This window comes from Saccharopolyspora erythraea (assembly GCF_018141105.1).
Taxonomy (GTDB): domain Bacteria; phylum Actinomycetota; class Actinomycetes; order Mycobacteriales; family Pseudonocardiaceae; genus Saccharopolyspora_D; species Saccharopolyspora_D erythraea_A.
The window spans coordinates 7,799,550-7,818,512 of sequence record NZ_CP054839.1 but is presented as its reverse complement, the minus strand read 5'-3'; the positions used below and the strand labels follow the sequence as shown (position 1 = coordinate 7,818,512).

Below are 18,963 nucleotides of genomic sequence, written 5' to 3'. Positions count from 1 at the left end.
GTCGCGCCGTCGCGTGTCAGACCGTCCGCGGTCGACCTCGCGCGCTGCCTCCCGCGGCGCGCCAAGGCCGCCTCACGCCGTTACGACTGCCGGTGCGCGCGGGTGGCGGAAGCCTGGGCGCGCGGCTTCATCTCGATGAAGTCGAGGTTCACGTGCGAGGGACGGGTCACCGCGAACGCGATGACGTCGGCCACGTCGTCGGCCGTGAGCGGGGTGAGGCCCTGGTAGACCGCCGCCGCGCGCTCGGCGTCGCCGCCGAAGCGGACCTCGGAGAACTCCGTCTCCACCATCCCCGGCGCGATCTCGGTGAACCGCACCGGCTCGCCGAGGTGCTCGCCGCGCAGCGTGCGGTGCAGCGCGCCCTGCGCGTGCTTGGCGGCGGTGTAGCCGGAGCCGTTGTCGTAGATCTCGGTGGCGGCGATCGAGGTCACGGTCACCACGTGCCCGTCGCCGGAGGCCACCAGCTTGGGCAGCAGCGCCTTGGTGACGCGCAGGGTGCCCAGCACGTTGGTCTCCCACATCCAGCGCCAGTCGTCCTCGTCGGCGTCGGCGACCTTGGCCAGGCCCTTGGCGCCACCGGCGTTGTTGACCAGCACGTGGCAGGTCCCGACCTGCTCGACGAAGGCCTCGACCGAGGCCGGGTCGGTGATGTCCAGCGCGACGGCGACGCCGTCGATCTCGGAGGCCAGTTCGTTGATCCGCTCGACCCGGCGGGCTCCCAGCACCACGCGGAAACCCTCGGCGGCGAGCTTGCGGGCGGTGGCCGCGCCGATGCCCGAACTGGCACCGGTCACCACGGCCCAACGGGTGTCAGGTGTCGTGCTCACGCCCCGATCTTCCCCCAACCCCGCGGAGGGGGCGCGCGCTCACCCGATCGATGTGACACGAGACACTGTGGTGTCCAGACATCTTTTCGGGGCGTCATACGTCTTACACACAGGGTCAGAGATCGATTGGAAAGAAGGTCAAGGTGCTGAGCAGGGTTGGGCGCTCGCGGTCGCGGGCGCTGTGGACCGCGGTGGCGGGCATGCTGGCGGCGTTGCTGCTGGTGTCGGGATGCGGATCGAGCGCGCCCGGCGGCAGCGGGAACGCGGCGCAGGCGGCTCCGGTCGCCAAGGTCTCGATCGAGCCGGGTGCCGGTGCGGTCGACGTCAACCCGGCCGCGCCGATCAAGGCGGGTGTCGAGGGCGGCAGGCTCGACGAGGTCACCCTGACCAACTCCGACGGCAAGCAGGTCGCGGGCGAGCTGGCCCAGGACGGCCGGAGCTGGAAGGCGACCGAGGCGCTGGGCTTCGGCAAGACCTACACCTGGTCGGGCAAGGCCACCGGCTCCGACGGCCGGACGGTGCCGGTCGAGGGCGAGTTCACGACGCTGAAGCCGGCCAAGACCGTGCGCGCCACGATCAACCCCACCGACCACGCCGAGGTCGGCATCGGGATGCCGATCAGCATCAAGTTCGCCGAGCCGGTGCAGGACAAGGCCGCCGCGCAGCGGGCGCTGTCGGTGCGCACCTCGGTGCCGGTCGAGGGCTCGTGGGCGTGGTTGTCGGACACCCAGGTCGACTGGCGGCCCAAGGAGTTCTGGCCCGCGCACACCAAGGTGTCGGTCGAGGCCAAGCTCTACGGCGTGAACTACGGCAAGGGCCGCCACGGCGTGGCCGACCTGAGTACGGAGTTCACCATCGGCCGCGCGCAGATCGTCAAGGCCGACGTCAACACCCACATGATGGTCGTCGAGCGCGACGGCAAGCAGGTCGCCAGCTACCCGGCGAGCTACGGCAAGTCGGCGGACCCGAACCTGAACACGCCGAACGGCACCTACGTCGTGATGGAGAAGAAGCCCGTCGAGATCATGAACAACCCGCGCTACGGCTACACCGACGTGGAGAAGAAGTGGGCCCTTCGGATCTCCAACCACGGCGAGTTCATCCACGAGAACGAGGAGAACCGGGCCGCGCTGGGCAAGGTGAACAACTCGCACGGCTGCGTCAACCTCAGCGAGGCCGACGCGAAGTCCTACTTCGACAGCGCGCTGCTCGGCGACCCGGTGGTGGTGACCGGCTCCAACGCGGGCATGCCGCCGCACTACGACGTGTTCGACTGGCTGCTGAGCTGGGACCAGTGGAAGCAGAAGTCCGCGCTGTGACGCGCTGAACGACCGCCGAACGGCCTGTTCGTCCGGAACCTCCGGATGGGCAGGCCGTTCGTCGTTCCCGGGGTCTCGCGTTCGAAGGTGGTGTTCTCCCTGGTCAAGGGGCCGACCTGGGTGGGGCGAGCGATGGCCGGCCGCTTCGGTGTGCGGAACACGCTGGTCACCGAGCTGTCGGCGGTCCTGGAGGCCGTGGCCGGCGCGGCGCCGTCCGGTAACCGGGAGCCGAACACCGCGCGTCCAGCCGCCGAATGTGAACAGCGCCACCCGGCGGCGCCGGAACAGGGGTTATGGCACCGCCGGAGCGGTAGCGTCGTCGCGGGCCCCGGTTCGGCCGGACGCTACGGGAATGTTTCCGCGGTCGAAAATGTCGGGGTGGAGGGCGCTCGAAAGGCTCGGGCCGCCGGCGAAAGGCCTCGATGGACAGCAGATGACCGCCACCACTGATCTTTCGCGCACCTGGCCGCGCCGGGCCGCGGTGCTCTCGCTGCACACCTCGCCGCTCGAGCAGCCGGGCACCGGCGACGCGGGAGGGATGAACGTCTACATCGCCAGGACCTCGGCGAAGCTGGCCGAGCTGGGCACCGAGGTCGAGATCTTCACCCGCGCCACCTCCTCCGACATCCCGCCGGTCGCGCAGCTCGCGCCGGGCGTGACGGTGCGCAGCCTGCTGGCGGGCCCCTTCGAGGGCCTGGACAAGAACGACCTTCCGTCGCAGATCTGCGCCTTCGCCGCAGGCGCGCTGCGGGTCGAGGCGCGCCACGACCCCGGCTACTACGACGTCGTGCACTCGCACTACTGGCTGTCCGGGCAGGTCGGCTGGCTGGCCCGGCAGCGCTGGGGCGTGCCGCTGGTGCACACCGCGCACACGCTGGCCAAGGTCAAGAACGCCGCCCTCGCCGAAGGCGACACGCCGGAGCCGATGGTGCGCGTGATGGGCGAGGAGCAGGTCGTGGCCGGCGCCGACCGGCTCGTGGCCAACACCGAGTTCGAGGCCGCCGACCTGATCGAGCGCTACGACGCCGACCCCGACGCGGTCGCGACCATCCCGCCCGGTGTCGACCTGGAGCGGTTCACCCCCGGCGACCGGTCGGCCGCGCGGGCGGAGTTCGGATTACCGGCGGATGCGGTCGTGCTCGGCTTCGTGGGCCGCATCCAGCCGCTGAAGGCGCCCGACGTGCTCCTCAAGGCCACCGCGGCGCTGCTCGGAAGGCACCCCGGGCTGCGGGAGCGGCTGGTGGTGCTGGTCGTCGGCGGCCCGTCGGGCAGCGGTCTGGAGCGCCCGCGCGCCCTGCACGAGCTGGCGCAGTCGCTCGGCATCGCCGACGTCGTCCGGTTCCTGCCGCCGCAGCGCGGCGACGCGCTGGCGTCGGTGTACCGGGCGTGCGACGTCGTCGCCGTCCCCAGCTACAGCGAGTCCTTCGGCCTGGTGGCATTGGAAGCGCAGGCGTGCGGTACCCCGGTGGTCGCGGCGGCGGTCGGCGGCCTGCCGGTCGCCGTCGCCGACGGCGTCTCGGGTCTGCTGGTGGACGGGCACGAGACGCAGCGCTGGGCCGACGCGCTGGCGTCGGTGGTGCTGAGCCCGGGACGCCGTGCCCGGCTCGCGGCGGGGACCGTCGGCCACGCGGCGGGGTTCTCCTGGGAGAGCACCACCGAGTCGCTGCTGGACACCTACGCGCGGGCCAGGACGACATTCGACGCACGACTGCGGATCCGGGAGGTCACCGCGTGAGCCTCGACGAGGTCATCAGCTCAACCCTGGACGAGATCGGGCTGGAGTACCAGCACCGCGACGACGGGCGCTTCTTCGTCACGCTGCCCGGCACCAAGAAGCTGCAGACGAACTGCTGGCTGCTGGTCGCCGAGCACGCGCTGGTGGTCGAGGCGTTCGTGTGCAGGCAGCCGGACGAGGCCCACGAGGACGTCTACCGCTACCTGCTGCGCCGCAACGCCCGGCTCTACGGGGTGCACTACACGATCGACTCCTCCGGCGACATCTACCTCGTCGGGCGCATCGGCCTGCACGCGGTGACCGCCGACGAGCTGGACCGCATCCTCGGCCAAGTGCTGGAGGCCGCCGACGGCGACTTCAACACGCTGCTGGAGATCGGCTTCGCCACCGCGATCCGGCGGGAGTGGGACTGGCGCACCTCCCGCGGCGAGTCGCTGGCCAACCTGCGCCCGTTCCAGCAGCTGATCGAGCGCGACCGGCCGATGTCGGGCTGAGCGCCCGCGACGCGCGGCGAAGCGCCCACAGGCGGCGGGGCTCCCTGCAACGCCGTGATCACCTCCGCTCGTCCTCCGGTTGTCCGCGACGCGGACGCAGACCGAGGAGAGTGGAATGCGCGAACGCAGGGGCACGTGGCGATTACGGCGACCGGCCGTCGCGTTGCTGGTGGGGGTGCTGGCGGCCGGGTGTTCGGCCGGACAGGACGTGTCTTCGCAGGCAGGGCAACCGGCGATCGCTCCGGACCGGGCGGCCGAGTCCGACTCGAAGGGGCTGCACGCCGAACAGCAGCAGAATCCGGCGGTGCCGGAGCGGCAGGTCGTCCGGACCGCCGATCTGGGCTTGGAAGCCGCCGACGTGACGGGCGCGGCCGCCCGCGTGCGCGGGTTGGCCGAAGCCGCCGGAGGCCACCTGGCCCAGGAGGACAGCTACCGCGGTGGCACCGACCTGGTGCTCAGGGTGCCGTCGGAACGCCTCGACCGGCTGCTCGACGAGATCGCCGGTCTGGGCGAGGTCACGACGCGGAGCCAGCGCGCCGAGGACGTCACCGACCAGATCGTCGACACCAGGAGCCGGATCGAGTCCCAGCGCGCGAGCGTGCAGCGCCTGCGCGCGCTCATGGAACGGGCCACCAGCGTGGCCGACATCGTGCGGATCGAGAGCGAGCTGAGCAGCCGCGAGTCCGAGCTCGACGCCCTGCTGCGGCGCGACGCCGCGCTGTCCGGGCAGGTCGATCTGGCCACCCTCGACGTCCGGATCTCGGCGCCGCCGTCGGTCGCGGGCGATGACGACGACACGGGTTTCCTGTCCGGGCTGGCAGGCGGGTGGAACGCGCTCACGGCCGTCGGAGCGTTCGCGCTCACGGCGCTCGGCGCCGTCCTGCCGTTCGCGGTGGTGCTCGCGGTCCCGGCCGCCGGGGGCGGGGGATGGCTGCTGCTGCGGCGCAGGCGGCTCTTGAGGCGCTCGGAACTCTGACGCGCGGCGTCGGGCCGAGGGGTCCTCGGTGAGCGGAGATGGCGTCCGGGGGTGGGACGCGCGGGGCGGTTCGGGAGAGAGGGGGAGTCGCGAGCTCGAACCGCCCCGCGTAGGGGTCCCGCCTGTCGGGCCGATGGGCGGGGGGCACCCGCGGCCCGGCGGGGCGCGGTCCAGATTGGGGGAAAGCGAACCGCGCTCTTTGCTCTCATCGAATCGGGGAGTGCGTGGGAGCCGATCAATGAGAGCGATGACAACTTCGCAGAGTCGCGCACTGGTCACAAGGCCGTCGCTTTACTCCATTAGGGTGAAGTTGGTCTCTGAAAGTAACGCACCGGAATCGAGAGGCTGTCGGTTTGCGAAAGTGAGTGAGCTGCACCACTTTCGAGTTACGGAGGTGCGGTGATCGGATAACCGTCCCGTGACGGCCACAACCAAAGCTGCGGCCTGCCGCGCGCTGCGGGACCGTGGCCGGAGGGTCCGTGCGGGCCCGCGCGTCCACCGATGAGCGAACCCGCCGAGGAGCGTGAAGATGACCGAGCGAAACGCCACCACCCAGTGGACCGGAGACCTCAAGTCCGGTTCCGGCAACGTCGCGCTGGACTCCTCCGCGGCCGGGACCTTCCCGGTCACCTGGGCGTCCCGGGCCGAGGCGCCCGAGGGCAGGACCAGCCCCGAGGAGCTCATCGCCGCCGCGCACTCGTCGTGCTACTCGATGCAGCTCTCCGGGCTGCTCACCGCGGCGGGCACGCCGCCGGAGTCGATCAGCACCAGCGCCGAGGTGTCGTTCGGCCCCCGCGGGGACGGCTTCGCGATCACCGGTATCGCCCTGACCGTACGCGCCAGGGTCCCCAGCTCCGATGCCGCGGCCTTCGACGAGGCCGCGCGCAAGGCCAAGGACATCTGCCCGGTCTCGGCCGCGCTGGCCGGCACCACGATCACCCTCGACGCGGCGCTCGAGTGACGCCCGCGCCCACCGGGGCGTCCGGCCCCGGTGGGCGTGGTCACGGGTCGCCCGGAGCCGTATCCGCTGGTTATAGCCTGGGCCCATGACTGCTGGGACTCTGGTGCTGCTGCGGCACGGTGAGAGCACATGGAACGCCGAGAACCTGTTCACCGGCTGGGTGGACGTGCCCCTCTCGGAGAAGGGGCAGGCCGAGGCCGGACGCGGCGGTGAGCTGCTCCGCGAGAGCGGAGTGCTGCCCGAGGTGCTGCACACCTCGCTGCTGCGCCGCGCCATCTCGACCGCCAACATCGCCCTCGACGTCGCCGACCGGCACTGGATCCCGGTCCGCCGCGACTGGCGCCTCAACGAGCGCCACTACGGCGCGCTGCAGGGCAAGAACAAGAAGCAGACCCTGGAGGAGTACGGCGAGGAGCAGTTCATGCTCTGGCGCCGCTCCTACGACACGCCGCCGCCGGAGATCGAGCCCGGCAGCGAGTTCAGCCAGGACGGCGACGCGCGCTACGCCGGCATCGACGCGCCGCGCACCGAGTGCCTGAAGGACGTCGTCGCCCGGCTGCTGCCGTACTGGGAGGAGGCGATCGCGCCGGACCTGCGCGCCGGCCGCACCGTGCTGGTCGCCGCGCACGGCAACTCGCTGCGCGCGCTGGTCAAGCACCTGGACGGCATCTCCGACGCCGACATCGCGGGGCTGAACATCCCCACCGGCATCCCGCTGCGTTACGACCTCGACGACGACCTCAGGCCCACCAACCCGGGCGGCACCTACCTCGACCCCGAGGCCGCGGCGAGCGCCGCCGCGGCGGTCGCCAACCAGGGCCGCTGACCGCGCCGGGCGGGGTGCCGTGCGCAGGCGCCCCGCCCGGTCCACTGCGCTTCGCTGTGAGAGCGCGACCCGGATCAAGTGACACCGGGACGAATGATGCGAGTGGTGTTCGTGTCTCTGCGTCCAACGCGGCGGAACCGCTCGTCGTGACGGACGTGAACCGACCCCGACCCCAGGGTGAAATGGGGGTGAAGAAACTGGCCGATTCGTGTCATGGGTATCACGGAACGCCCATGTGGACTGGCCTCCGCCCGCCTCGGCCTGCTTACGATGCTTGCGTGACCGCATTGGGCTATACCGCCCTGATCATCGCCGTGCTGCTCGTGGGCGCGGCGAGTGGCTATCTGGCCGCGAGGGCGACTCGGCGTTATGAGCGAAAGCAGCCGAAGGGCCCCACCGTCGCCGAACTCCTCCAGCGACTGGTGCACACGACCAACAACGGGGTCGTCGTGGTCAACAGGTTCGGCGACGTGGTGCTGCACAACCCCCGCGCCGACGAGCTGGGGCTCATCCGCGACAACCAGGCCGACCCGCGCGCCAGGAAGGCCGCCGAGCAGGCAATCGCCACCGGCGAACCCACCGCGGTGGACCTCTCCCCGCTCGGCCGCGTCCTGCGCGGCCGCGGCCCCGCCGCGGTCCTCGGCGACGCCCGCCCCCTCGGCGACGGCTTCGCCGTCATCGACGCCGGTGACGAGTCCGACGCGGTGCGGCTGGAGGCGACCCGCCGCGACTTCGTCGCCAACGTCAGCCACGAGCTCAAGACGCCGGTCGGCGCGCTCGCGCTGCTGGCCGAGGCGGTGCTCGACGCGGCCGACGACCCGGACGAGGTCCGCCGCTTCTCCACCAAGATCCTGCACGAGTCGACCCGGCTGGGCACGCTGGTCTCCGAGCTGATCGCGCTGTCGCGGCTGCAGGGCGCCGAGCGGCTGCCCGAGCTCACCACCCTCGAGGTGGACGCCCTGGTCGAAGAGGCGCTGGGCCGTTGCCGCATCGGCGCCGAGTCGGCCGGGATAGAGATCGCGGTGGACGAGCCGTCCGCTCTGCTGCTCGACGGCGACCGCACGCTGCTGGTCACCGCGCTGAGCAACCTCGTCGACAACGCCGTGTCCTACTCGCCGCCGGGCAGCCCGGTCTCGATCAGCCGCAGGCTCTCCGGCGACTTCGTCGAGATCGCCGTCACCGACCGCGGCATCGGCATCGCGCCGGAGCACCAGGAGCGGGTGTTCGAGCGGTTCTTCCGCGTCGACCCGGCGCGGTCGCGGGCCACCGGTGGTACCGGCCTCGGGCTGGCCATCGTCAAACACGTCGCCGCCAACCACGGCGGTGAGGTGAAGCTGTGGAGCAGGCTCGGTACCGGCTCCACCTTCACGCTGCGGGTGCCCAGGCACGCCATCGGTGAGGAGGGCGGCAAGCCCGAGCCGGAACGGGCGCCCGTGCGGTCGAAGACCGAGAGTGCGGACGGGGTCGAAACCGTCGAAACGGGAGGAGTCCGGTGACCAGGGTGCTGATCGTGGAGGACGAGGAGTCCTTCGCCGACCCACTTGCCTTCCTGCTTCGAAAGGAGGGCTTCACGGCGGCGGTCGCGACGACCGGTCAAGAGGCGTTGGAGGAGTTCGACCGCAACGGCGCGGACATCGTCCTGCTCGACCTGATGCTGCCGGGAATGAGCGGGACCGACGTCTGCAAGCAGCTCCGGCAGCGTTCGGCGGTGCCGGTGATCATGGTGACCGCGCGGGACAGCGAGATCGACAAGGTGGTCGGGCTGGAGCTCGGCGCCGACGACTACGTCACCAAGCCCTACTCGGCCCGCGAGCTGATCGCGCGGGTGCGCGCGGTGCTGCGCCGCGGCGGTGAGGCCGAGGACATGCTGCCGCAGGTCCTGGAGGCAGGGCCGGTGCGCATGGACGTGGAGCGCCACGTGGTGACGGTCTCCGGCGAGGAGGTCAGCCTCCCGCTCAAGGAGTTCGACCTGCTGGAGTACCTGCTGCGCAACGTGGGCCGGGTGCTGACCCGCGGGCAGCTCATCGACCGGGTCTGGGGCGCGGACTACGTCGGCGACACCAAGACGCTCGACGTGCACGTCAAGCGGCTGCGCTCGAAGCTCGAACCCGACCCCGCCGAACCCCGCTACCTGGTGACGGTGCGCGGGCTCGGCTACAAGTTCGAGGTGTAGCGGGCGCGCTCGTGGACCAGGGGCACGGGACCGGTTTCCAGGGCGCTGGGGCCGGTCCCGCCTCATGTCCGGACGGCCGCGCCCGGACTCCGCGCCCCGGCGGCGGCCCCCGGGACGAAGCCGGTTCGGGGGCCGGCTCCCGGAGGGCGCTCCGCGCGGCGTCTGACCCACGTGCCGCCCCGCTCGGGTCGGGGCGTCCACCTCGGGCGGACCAGTCGCGTCCGCGTGAGCCGCGACCGCGCCTCGGCCGTTGCGCCCTCCGGGGCCATCACCTTCGTCCTGGTTGCCCGCTTCGCCTGTTTTGTTGCTTCCGTCGGGCCTGTGGCGCTACGCCGATCGGGTGGTTTGGTACGGAGTGTCGGCGTGTCGGCCACACCCGAATGGGCGTTGGCGCCGGTCCGCCCGCCGGTCTGCCGGGCTGTCGTGCCACGCCATGTCGTCTTCCGCGCAGCGTTGCCGCCGACCGGGTGAACAGTGGTGTTCCTGGTGCAGACGAGCAGGTACGGACTGTGACAAGCATCCGTCATGGGCCCCACCTGGCCCAGTCGCGCGGTCGCAGCCGGTAACGTTGTCGCTCATGCGCCTAGGGGTGCTCGACGTCGGATCCAACACCGTCCACCTGCTCGTGGTGGACGCGCACCGTGGTGCCCACCCGACGCCCATGACATCGGACAAGACCGTGCTGCGCCTGGCCGAGCGGATCGGCGAGGACGGCCACCTCGGTCCCGAGGACGCCGACGAGCTCGTCCGCACCGTCGCGCGGGCCCAGGACGCCGCCGTCGCGGCCGGGTGCGAGGAGCTGATGGCCTTCGCCACCTCCGCGATCCGCGACGCCGACAACGCCACCGAGGTGCTGGAGATGGTCCGGGACCAGACCGGTGTCGACCTCGAGGTGCTGCCCGGTGAGGAGGAGGCCCGCTTCACCTTCCTCGCCGCCCGCCGCTGGTACGGCTGGTCGGCCGGCAACCTGCTGCTGCTCGACATCGGCGGCGGCTCCCTGGAGATGGCGATGGGCATCGACGAACAACCCGACCTGGCGGTGTCGTTGCCGCTGGGCGCGGGGCGTCTCGCGCGCACCGTGCTGCACGACCCGCCGAGCCGGCAGGAGGTCGAGGACCTGCGGGAATGGCTGGAAGACGAGCTGGCGGGCACCGCCAAGCGGTTCCGCAAGCTCGGCAGGCCCGACCGGGTGGTGGCCAGCTCCAAGACGTTCCGGTCACTGGCCCGGCTGACCGGCGCCGCACCGTCCTCGGCGGGCCCGCGGGTGCCGCGCAGGCTGACCGACACCGGCCTGCGCCAGCTCCTGTCCTTCATCACCCGGATGTCGTCGGCCGACCTCGCGACCCTGGACGGGGTCAGCGGCGCCCGCGCTCACCAGCTGGTCAGCGGCGGGCTGGTCGCCGAGGCCGCGATGCGGGCGCTGTCACTCCGGGAACTCGACATCTGCCCGTGGGCGTTGCGGGAAGGAGTGATCCTGCGTCGACTGGACCACACCAACGGCAACGGCCACACTGCCATCCAGGCCCGGGCCGCGATCGGGTCCGGGCAGTCGGGGCCCCAGCAGGACGCGCAGCGAGTAACTGGACGGAAGGCTCAGCACGGGGCACGGTGGAATCGATGAGTCGGGACAGCGGGGCCAACGACCCCAGCCAGCGCACCGTCGCGGAGCTGCTCGCCGAGTACGGCGGCGGCTCCCAGCGCAGCACCCGGCGACGCCGCAGGCGTGCCGAAGATCCCAGTGAGACGGCTCCGCAGGCGATCATCGAACGGGTGATGTCGGACAGCGGCCAGCTCCGCGCCGTCGATCCGGAAGCCGAGCCGCCGCAGCGCACCAGCCACCGCCCGCAGCGGTCGGGCAAGCAGGCCCAGCCGCAGCAGGAGGCGCCGCCGACCGCGGGAGCCACCCAGGTCCCGCCGCCGACCGCGGGAGCCACGCAGGTCCCGCCGCCCGCGCCCCCGGCTCCTCCGCAGGAGCCGGCACCCGTGCAGCAGCAACCTCCCGCGCCGCCCGCTCCGCCTGCGCAGGAGCCGGTGCAGGAAGCGCCTCCCCTGCCGAAGCAGGACGCTCCGGAGCCGCCGCCGAAGAGCGGCGGAGGCAGCTTCTGGGCGCAGCGCTTCGCGTCGGGCGCGGGGGACAAGCCCGCGCCGCCCATGCCCGCTCCGCCGCCGCCGGCCGCGGGTCCGGCCGACGGGCCGGGCGCTGACCCGGAGGCGACGATCCAGCAGCCCGCGCTGCCGCGTCGCCCCTCCCCGCAGCCGCGGCCCAAGCCGGGGCCGCCGCAGGAGGTGGAGGGCGCCACCGAGCAGTTGCCGCGCGTCGAGGCCGAGGCCCGCAACGACGCAGGCGGCACGGCCATGATGCCGTACCCGCCGCAGGCCGCCGAGCCGGAGGGCACCGCCATGATGGCGTACCCGCCGCAGGCCGCCGAGCCAGAAGGCACGGCGATGATGGCCTACCCCCAGCAGGCGGACGCCGACCGCGACGACGACCCGTACGACTTCGACTCCTACGGAGACCCGCAGGAGTACCAGGACGACCAGGACTACGACTACGGGCAGGACTACGCCGAGCCGAGGGACCGCGAACGCGCCCGCGACTACGACGACTACGACCCCGAGGCGCCCGCCGGGCTCGACTCCGACGACTACCTGTCCGACGAGGAGGACGCCGAGGACGACGAGGAGCGGTCGCCGACCAAGGAGTGGGGCACCCTGGTGCTGCAGGGCGGCGTCGGCGTCGTCAGCGGCATCGGCGTCTGGTTCGCCTTCAACTGGCTGTGGCTGCAGCTCGCGCCCGCGGCGCTCGCGGCGGCGCTGGTCGTCACCGGCTGCCTTGTGTTCATCGCCAAGAAGTTCTTGCGCGGAGACGATCTGAACAGCATTCTGCTGGCGGTCGTGGTCGGCCTGGTGTGCACGGTCTCGCCGGCGGCTCTGCTGCTGCTTTCGCACTGACCGCGCCACCGGCTGGGGAACGACACCGGACCTCGGGCATGCTGGGCAGGACATGACATCGGAACGAGTCCCCGAACGCACAGACGAAACGCACGAGACGCACATACCGGTCGGGCTCTCGAGCGCGTCGGTGTGGCCCCAGCCTGCCCGGGCCGCCTTCGAGATGGCCGCGGACCTGGGTTTCGACGGTGTCGAGGTGATGGTCTGGGCCGACGCCGTCAGCCAGGACGTCGCCGCGCTGCACCGGTTGGCCGACCGCCACGGCGTGCCCATCCTCGCGGTGCACGCGCCCTGCCTGCTGATCACGCAGCGGGTGTGGTCGCCGGAGCCGGAGGAGCGGCTGCGGCGCTCGGTGGTGGCCGCCAGCGACCTGGGCGCGTCGACCGTGGTGGTGCACCCGCCGTTCCGCTGGCAGCGCCGCTACGCCGAGCGCTTCAGCGACCTGGTGGCGGAGCTGGAGGAGGCCAGCGGCATCCGGGTCGCGGTGGAGAACATGTTCCCGGTGCGCCCGCCCAACACGTGGAAGCGGCTGCGCGGCGGCAAGGCGTCGGGCCTGTCGGCGTTCAAGCCGTCGCCGGACCCGACCGACGTCGGCTACAACAGCTACACGCTCGACCTCTCGCACGCCGCCGCAGCGCACGTCGATGCCATCGAGCTGCTGAAGCGGATGAAGGACCGCCTGGCCCACGTGCACCTCGCCGACGGCACCGGCGCGCCGCGCGACGAGCACCTGCTCCCCGGGCAGGGCACGCAGCCGTGCGCCGAGGTGTGCGAGGCGCTGGCCGCCGACGGCTTCGACGGCTCGGTGGTGCTGGAGATCAACACCCGCAAGGCCCGCAGCGCCAAGCAGCGCGCGGCCCTGCTGGCCGAGGCTCTGCTGTTCGCCCGGCTGCACCTGGAACCGGTGAGCTCCTGAGGGGCGCCGACCGGGGGCTACCTGCGCGAAACCGATCCCGTGACCGCGAAGTGATCAAGAACGAGCAGGGTCCGTAGAATCGCTAACATGAATCGACTCCGCGCTTTGCTCGCCGACGAGCGTGGTTACCCGGTGGGTCGAGCGTGACCGACCTGCCCGACCTCTTCACCGCGGCCACCGCTGTTCGTTCTCTGGGGGACGGCAGTTTCGTCGCCGATCTGCACCCGGACTGGTCAGTCGGAGACCGCCCGCACGGCGGCTACCTGCTGGCGATGATCGCCAGGGCGGCCACCGAGGGCACCGACCTGAGCCCGCTCGCCGTCAGCGCGCAGTTCCTCCGCGCGCCGAAGACCGGGCCGGTCCTGGTCCGCAGCGAGACGCTGAAGACCGGCCGCACCGTCACGGTCCGCCGCACCACGCTGGAGCAGCGGGGGCAGGTCTGCGTCGACACGACCGTCACCCTCGGCCAGGTCCCGGTCGAGGAACCGGCGTGGTCCGACGTCCCGGACATGCCCGTGAACCCACCCGCGGAGGCACTGGACCTGTCCACCTCCGACGCGGTGAAGTTCTACAACCTCGCCCGCACCTGCGACGTCCGCCTCGACCGCGCGAGCGCCGGGTTCCTGGACGGCGACGTGGACCAGCCGCCGAGGCTGCGGCTGTGGGCGAAACCGCGCGGGGCGCAGCCCGACGTGCTGTTCAGCCTGGTCGCGGGTGACCTGACGATGCCGGTGACGTTCAACATGGGCCGCTTCGGCTGGTCGCCCACGGTGCAGCTGACGGCCCTGCTGCGGGCCCGGCCGGCCAACGGCTGGCTGCGCCTGGTCGTCGACTGCAGGTCCGTGCACGGCCGCTGGTTCGACGAGGACACCACGGTCGTCGACTCGACCGGCCGCGTCGTCTGCCAGGCCCGCCAGCTCGCGATCAGCGCCTGAGGCCACGCGGGCAGAAGCGTTGCGCCGCGCGGGCGGCGGGCAACAGCCCGCCGTCCGCGACCGGCAACAGGTGGCCGGTGTGCCTCAGCCGAGCGTCTGCACGTCGAGCTCGCCCTGCGAGTGCTGCTGGCGCAGGCGCTTCTTGTCGAACTTGCCGACGCTGGTCTTCGGGGTCTCGGCGACGAAGGTCCAGTGCTCCGGCAGCTGCCACTTGGCCACCCTGCCCGCCAGGAACTCGCTGAGCTCCTCGGCGGTGGCCCGCTGGCCGTCCCGGAGCACCACGGCGACCAGCGGCCGTTCGTCCCACTTCTCGTCCGGCACGCCGATGACCACGGCCTCGGCGACCGCCGGGTGCGACATCACGTGGTTCTCCAGCTCCACCGACGAGATCCACTCGCCACCGGACTTGATGACGTCCTTCGCGCGGTCGGTCAGGCGCAGGAACCCGTCGTGGGAGATGTGCCCGACATCTCCGGTGCGCAGCCAGCCGTCGTGGAACTTCTCGGGGTCGTCCTCCTGGTGGTAGGCCCCGGCGATCCACGGCCCGCGCACCTGGAGCTCGCCGACGCTGGCGCCGTCCCACGGCAGCACCGAGCCGTCGTCGCCGACCAGCCGCGCCTCCACCCCGGCGGGGATGCGCCCCTGGCTGGAGCGGTAGGCCCACAGCTCGTCACCGGTCGCCCCCGCCGGGGGCCGGGCGACGCTGCCCAGCGGCGAGGTCTCGGTCATTCCCCAGGCGTGCAGCACCGGGATTCCGTAGCGGTCGTGGAAGGCCCGCATCAGCGACGGCGGGCAGGCCGAGCCGCCGACGACGACCTCGCGCAGCGACGACATGTCCTGCGGGTCCTGTTCGAGGTGTTGCAGCACCCCTTGCCAGATCGTCGGAACCGCCGCGGCGAACGTCGGCCGCTCCGCGGCGATCACGTGGGTCAGCGGCTCCGGCTGGAGGAAGCGGTCCGGCATGATCAGCGACGCCCCGACCAGGAACGCGGCGTAGGGCAGGCCCCACGACATCGCGTGGAACATCGGCACCACCGCCAGCGCGCGGTCGGCCTGCGACAGCGCCATCCCGTCGGTCATGCACACCTGCATCGAGTGCAGGTAGATGGAGCGGTGCGAGTACACCACGCCCTTCGGGTTGCCGGTGGTGCCGGACGTGTAGCACATCGCCGCCGCCGAGCGCTCGTCCAGCTCCGGCCAGTCGAACTCGTCCGGCTGCGCCGCCAGCAGCTCCTCGTAGTCGTGCACCTCGACGCCCTCGGGAGCCTCCAACGATCCGCCGCCTGCCACGACGACGTGCCGGACGGTGCCGAGCTGGGGGAGGATCTTGGCGAACAGCGGCAGCAGCGTCGAGTCGACGATGACCACCCGGTCCTCGGCGTGGTCGGCGACGTAGACGATCTGCTCGGGGAAGAGCCGGATGTTCAGCGTGTGCAGCACCGCGCCCATCGACGGCACCGCGAAGTAGGCCTCCAGGTGCTCCGTGTTGTTCCACATGAACGTGCCGACCCGCTGGTCGCCGGTCACGCCGAGCGCGCGCAGCGCGCCGGCCAGCCGCGCGACCCTCCGCCCCACCTCGGCGTAGGCCGATCGCCGCGCACCGTCGCCGGTCCAGGTCACGACCTCGGCCGTCCCGTGCGGTCCGCTGCCCTGGGCGAGTATCCGGGCGGTCGTGAGGGTGCCATCCTGCATCGTGCTGAACATCGAGGTCATCCGCTCCTTCGATCAGGTGTGGCGGCGGGGTGGCTTGTGGTGGCAGACACACTAACGATCGTTGTCAACGTCCGGGAGGGGCCGGAGGGTGCACCCAGCGTGTTCTGGCAGGCTGCTGGGCATGACGACCATCGCGGTACTCGGAGCGGGCAAGATCGGTGAGTCCCTGATGTCGGGGCTGCTGCACGCCGGGAGGTCCCCGGAGGACCTGCTGTTCACCGAGCGCTACCCGGTGCGGGCGCAGGAGCTGACCGCGAAGTACGGCGTCGAGCACGTCGACGTGGCCGGAGCGGTGCGCCGGGCGGACGTCATCGTGGTCGCGGTCAAGCCGCAGGACATCGAGCCCCTGCTGGACGAGATGGCCGCCGACCTGCCGCCGGGCAAGCTGGTGGTGTCGCTGTGCGCGGGCCTGCCGACCGCGCTGTTCGAACGCAGGCTGCCCGAGGGCACCCGGGTCGTGCGGGTCATGCCGAACACGCCGATGCTCGTCGGCGAGGCGATGAGCGCGATCTCCGGCGGCGAGCACGCCGAGGACGAGCACCTGCGGCTGGTCGAGGAGCTGCTGGGCAGCGTCGGCAAGGTCGTGCGGGTGCCCGAGAGCCAGCAGGACGCGGTCACCGCGCTCTCCGGATCGGGCCCGGCGTACTTCTTCTACCTGGTCGAGGCCATGATCGACGCCGGGATCCTGCTCGGCATCCCGCGCGCGGTGGCCGCCGACCTGATCGTGCAGTCCGCGGTCGGCGCGGCGGCGATGCTGCGCTCCGACGAGGGGCACCCGGTGATGCTGCGGGAGGCGGTCACGTCCCCGGCGGGCACCACCATCGCCGGCATCCGGGAGCTGGAGAAGCACGGCGTCCGGGCTGCGCTGATCGACGCGATCGAGGCGGCCAAGGAGCGCTCGGTGGAGCTGGGCCGCGCCCACCGCGAGGACTGAGCGCCTGTCTTCGGGCTCACCTCGCGGGCGAGGTGAGCCCGAAGGCCCGGAGTAGCGGCTGATCCTCAGCGGCCCGGCCGGAGCGGCTGGAGCGCACTCGCGCAGGCCCCGCCCGAGCGGTCGGCCGGGCCTGAATCCACCTGCGGCCCCGGCGCGACAAGGGCTCGCCGTGCGCGAGCGGCCCGGACGGCGGAGCATCGGTGATGCGCGCCACCGGCCGAAGCACCAGGCAGCAGCCGGTGTCCGCGGTTCGATACGTCGCATGCAGCACAGCAGTCCCGCTACTCTCGATGGAGCACGCGCGTGAGTTCTCGCCGGAGGGGAAGCCGGTGACGCGACGCGTGCGGAGGATCGGTGAAGCATGTCCGCGAACTCCGAACCCAGCCAGCAGTCCCCTCCCGGCATCGGCGAGGTGCGGTTCCTCACCGTCGCCGAGGTGGCGAAGCTGATGCGAGTGTCGAAGATGACCGTGTACCGCCTGGTGCACGCAGGCGAACTGCCCGCCGCCCGTGTCGGGCGCTCCTTCCGCGTCGCGGAGAAGGACGTGCACGCCTACCTGGAGCACGCCTACTACAACGCGGGTTGATCGCGCGACCGCGAGTGGCCGAGCACCCCGCGCCGATGGGCCGACGTACCCCGCGTCGTCGGGCCCTCACCCGTGGGCGGGTAAAGTGGCCAGTCGGTCGTGCCTGGTGCCATTGCTCCCGCGGTGCCGCGCCGGCACGTGATGACATCAGATCCGCCGACGACAGCTAAGGATTCCGCATGGGCTCGGTCATCAAGAAGCGCCGCAAGCGCATGTCCAAGAAGAAGCACCGCAAGCTTCTCCGCAGGACCCGCGTCCAGCGTCGCAAGTTGGGCAAGTGAGCCTGCGCCACCTGCCTCAACCGCCGTCGGCCGTACTGGGCCGGCGGCGGTGGTTTTTTCTGGGCCGCCCGTTCGGCCAGGCCCGGGAGCTGTCCTAACGGGTGACCCCGCCGTCGCGGGCGAAACCTGATGGTGGCGATGTGGACCCGGCGCCGTTACCTCGCCGACCCGTTTGGTGGAGGATTGCGGCGGTAGCATCGGCAGGTCGTAGGACTGCCGCAGTGTGTGAGCTGCCGGGAGGCGAGCTCGTCGGCCCGGGCAGCTCCTCGTAGACGCGGAGCGGGGAGGCGCGAGGTGCCCAACGTCGTCCTGGTCACGGGGGTCAGCCGGTTCCTGGGCGGACACCTCGCCGCGCGCCTTGCCGCCAATCCGGCCGTGGAGCGCGTCCTGGGCGTCGACACCACCCAGCCCGGCCGCGAGCTGCTCCGCCGGATGGGCCGCACGGAGTTCGTGCGCGCCGACATCCGCAACCCGCTGATCGCCAAGGTGATCGCGACCGCCAAGGTCGACACCGTCGTGCACGCCTCGGTGAACTCGCATCCGAGTCCCGGCGGGCGGGCCACGATGAAGGAAATGAACGTCATCGGCACCATGCAGCTGCTGGCGGCCTGCCAGAAGTCGCCGCTGGTGCGCAAGGTCGTGGTCCGCTCGACCAGCGCCGTGTACGGGTCGAGCCCGCGCGACCCCGCGGTGTTCACCGAGGACATGGAGCCGAAGGACCTGCCGACCTCCGGCTACGCCAAGGACGCCGTCGAGATCGAGGGCTACGTCCGCGGCTTCGGCCGCAGGCGCCCGGACGTCGGCATCACCACGCTGCGCTTCACCAACCTGATCGGCCCGCGCATCGACGCGGTGCTGACCCGCTACTTCGAGCTGCCGGTCGTGCCGACCGTGTTCGGGTTCGACGCGCGGCTGCAACTGCTGCACTCCGAGGACGCGCTGGCCGTGCTGGAGCAGGCGACGATGGAGGATTCCCCAGGGGCCTTCAACGTCGCGGGCGACGGGGTGCTGATGCTCTCGCAGGCGATCCGGCGGGCCGGGCGGATCGCGATGCCGGTGCCCAGCATGGCGCTGTCGCCGGTGAGCCGCTTCTTCCGCAGCACCCGTTTGGTGGACTTCTCCCCCGAGCAGTTGCGGTATCTGAACTTCGGCCGCGTCGTGGACACGACGCGGTTGCGCGAGCGGTTCGCGTTCACCCCGCGGTGGACGACCCAGCAGGCGTTCGACGACTTCGTGCGCGGGCGCGACCTGCGGCCGGTGATCGCTCCGGAGCGGGTGCGGTCGGTCGAGCGCGGGATCGGCGACGTGATCGCGCGACTGCGTTGAGGCGAGTAC

The 18,963-nt window shown here is 71.8% G+C and carries 19 protein-coding genes; 17 read left to right on the top strand and 2 right to left on the bottom strand.

Annotation, left to right across the window (positions count from 1 at the left end; all coding sequences use genetic code 11):
* Nucleotides 1-80 precede the first annotated feature (80 nt).
* Nucleotides 81-827 carry an SDR family NAD(P)-dependent oxidoreductase gene (locus tag HUO13_RS35115; protein ID WP_211899140.1) on the bottom strand — a complete coding sequence of 249 codons (747 nt, stop codon included), beginning with the start codon at nt 825-827 and terminating at the stop codon, nt 81-83.
* Nucleotides 828-970: 143 nt separating this feature from the next.
* Here HUO13_RS35115 and HUO13_RS35110 point away from each other — a divergent pair, with 143 nt between their 5' ends.
* From HUO13_RS35110 to HUO13_RS35050, 13 genes are all read left to right on the top strand, one after another.
* Nucleotides 971-2,146 (top strand): L,D-transpeptidase, encoded by a 1,176-nt coding sequence (locus HUO13_RS35110; protein ID WP_211899139.1) that lies wholly within the window; start codon nt 971-973, stop codon nt 2,144-2,146.
* Between the two features lie 45 nt (nt 2,147-2,191).
* The gene (locus HUO13_RS35105; RefSeq protein WP_211899138.1) at nt 2,192-2,596 is read left to right on the top strand and encodes a hypothetical protein; all 405 of its coding nucleotides are present in this window, start codon (nt 2,192-2,194) and stop codon (nt 2,594-2,596) included.
* Nucleotides 2,580-3,881 carry a D-inositol-3-phosphate glycosyltransferase gene (gene mshA, locus HUO13_RS35100; RefSeq protein WP_211899137.1) on the top strand — a complete coding sequence of 434 codons (1,302 nt, stop codon included), beginning with the start codon at nt 2,580-2,582 and terminating at the stop codon, nt 3,879-3,881. The genes HUO13_RS35105 and mshA overlap by 17 nt, the downstream gene beginning before the upstream one ends.
* The gene (locus tag HUO13_RS35095; RefSeq protein WP_211899136.1) at nt 3,878-4,375 is read left to right on the top strand and encodes a YbjN domain-containing protein; all 498 of its coding nucleotides are present in this window, start codon (nt 3,878-3,880) and stop codon (nt 4,373-4,375) included. The genes mshA and HUO13_RS35095 overlap by 4 nt, the downstream gene beginning before the upstream one ends.
* Nucleotides 4,376-4,490: 115 nt before the next feature.
* Nucleotides 4,491-5,351 (top strand): DUF4349 domain-containing protein, encoded by an 861-nt coding sequence (locus HUO13_RS35090; RefSeq protein ID WP_211899135.1) that lies wholly within the window; start codon nt 4,491-4,493, stop codon nt 5,349-5,351.
* A gap of 529 nt (nt 5,352-5,880) precedes the next feature.
* Complete coding sequence (locus tag HUO13_RS35085; RefSeq protein ID WP_211899134.1) at nt 5,881-6,312, top strand: OsmC family peroxiredoxin; 432 nt, start codon at nt 5,881-5,883, stop codon at nt 6,310-6,312.
* Between the two features lie 85 nt (nt 6,313-6,397).
* Nucleotides 6,398-7,138, top strand: a complete 741-nt coding sequence (locus HUO13_RS35080; protein WP_211899133.1) for a phosphoglyceromutase — start codon at nt 6,398-6,400, stop codon at nt 7,136-7,138.
* Between the two features lie 278 nt (nt 7,139-7,416).
* Nucleotides 7,417-8,634 carry a sensor histidine kinase gene (locus HUO13_RS35075; protein WP_432757803.1) on the top strand — a complete coding sequence of 406 codons (1,218 nt, stop codon included), beginning with the start codon at nt 7,417-7,419 and terminating at the stop codon, nt 8,632-8,634.
* Nucleotides 8,631-9,311 carry a response regulator transcription factor gene (locus tag HUO13_RS35070; protein ID WP_009943965.1) on the top strand — a complete coding sequence of 227 codons (681 nt, stop codon included), beginning with the start codon at nt 8,631-8,633 and terminating at the stop codon, nt 9,309-9,311. Before HUO13_RS35075 ends, HUO13_RS35070 begins: the two co-directional genes overlap by 4 nt.
* Before the next feature lie 577 nt (nt 9,312-9,888).
* A complete protein-coding gene (locus HUO13_RS35065; protein ID WP_211899132.1) occupies nt 9,889-10,932 on the top strand; it encodes a Ppx/GppA phosphatase family protein in 1,044 nt (347 codons plus the stop codon).
* On the top strand, nt 10,929-12,263 hold the full coding sequence (locus HUO13_RS35060; protein WP_211899131.1) for a hypothetical protein: 1,335 nt from the start codon (nt 10,929-10,931) through the stop codon (nt 12,261-12,263). The genes HUO13_RS35065 and HUO13_RS35060 overlap by 4 nt, the downstream gene beginning before the upstream one ends.
* Nucleotides 12,264-12,315: 52 nt before the next feature.
* Nucleotides 12,316-13,179 (top strand): sugar phosphate isomerase/epimerase family protein, encoded by an 864-nt coding sequence (locus HUO13_RS35055; protein WP_211899130.1) that lies wholly within the window; start codon nt 12,316-12,318, stop codon nt 13,177-13,179.
* 143 nt (nt 13,180-13,322) lie between these two features.
* A complete protein-coding gene (locus tag HUO13_RS35050) occupies nt 13,323-14,114 on the top strand; it encodes a thioesterase family protein (protein ID WP_211899129.1) in 792 nt (263 codons plus the stop codon).
* Between the two features lie 84 nt (nt 14,115-14,198).
* Here the strand turns inward: HUO13_RS35050 and HUO13_RS35045 are convergent, their stop codons facing one another.
* Nucleotides 14,199-15,818, bottom strand: coding sequence for a long-chain fatty acid--CoA ligase (locus HUO13_RS35045; protein ID WP_211903374.1), 1,620 nt, complete (start codon nt 15,816-15,818; stop codon nt 14,199-14,201).
* 130 nt (nt 15,819-15,948) lie between these two features.
* Here HUO13_RS35045 and proC point away from each other — a divergent pair, with 130 nt between their 5' ends.
* The 4 genes from proC (at nt 15,949) to HUO13_RS35025 (ending at nt 18,954) form a co-directional block, all read left to right on the top strand.
* Complete coding sequence (gene proC, locus HUO13_RS35040; protein WP_211899128.1) at nt 15,949-16,761, top strand: pyrroline-5-carboxylate reductase; 813 nt, start codon at nt 15,949-15,951, stop codon at nt 16,759-16,761.
* A 361-nt stretch (nt 16,762-17,122) separates the two neighbouring features.
* A complete protein-coding gene (locus tag HUO13_RS35035) occupies nt 17,123-17,347 on the top strand; it encodes a helix-turn-helix domain-containing protein (RefSeq protein WP_009943973.1) in 225 nt (74 codons plus the stop codon).
* A gap of 179 nt (nt 17,348-17,526) precedes the next feature.
* Complete coding sequence (locus HUO13_RS35030; RefSeq protein WP_003402602.1) at nt 17,527-17,628, top strand: 30S ribosomal protein bS22; 102 nt, start codon at nt 17,527-17,529, stop codon at nt 17,626-17,628.
* Nucleotides 17,629-17,922: 294 nt separating this feature from the next.
* Nucleotides 17,923-18,954 carry an NAD-dependent epimerase/dehydratase family protein gene (locus tag HUO13_RS35025; RefSeq protein ID WP_211899127.1) on the top strand — a complete coding sequence of 344 codons (1,032 nt, stop codon included), beginning with the start codon at nt 17,923-17,925 and terminating at the stop codon, nt 18,952-18,954.
* The last annotated feature ends 9 nt before the right edge of the window (nt 18,955-18,963 follow it).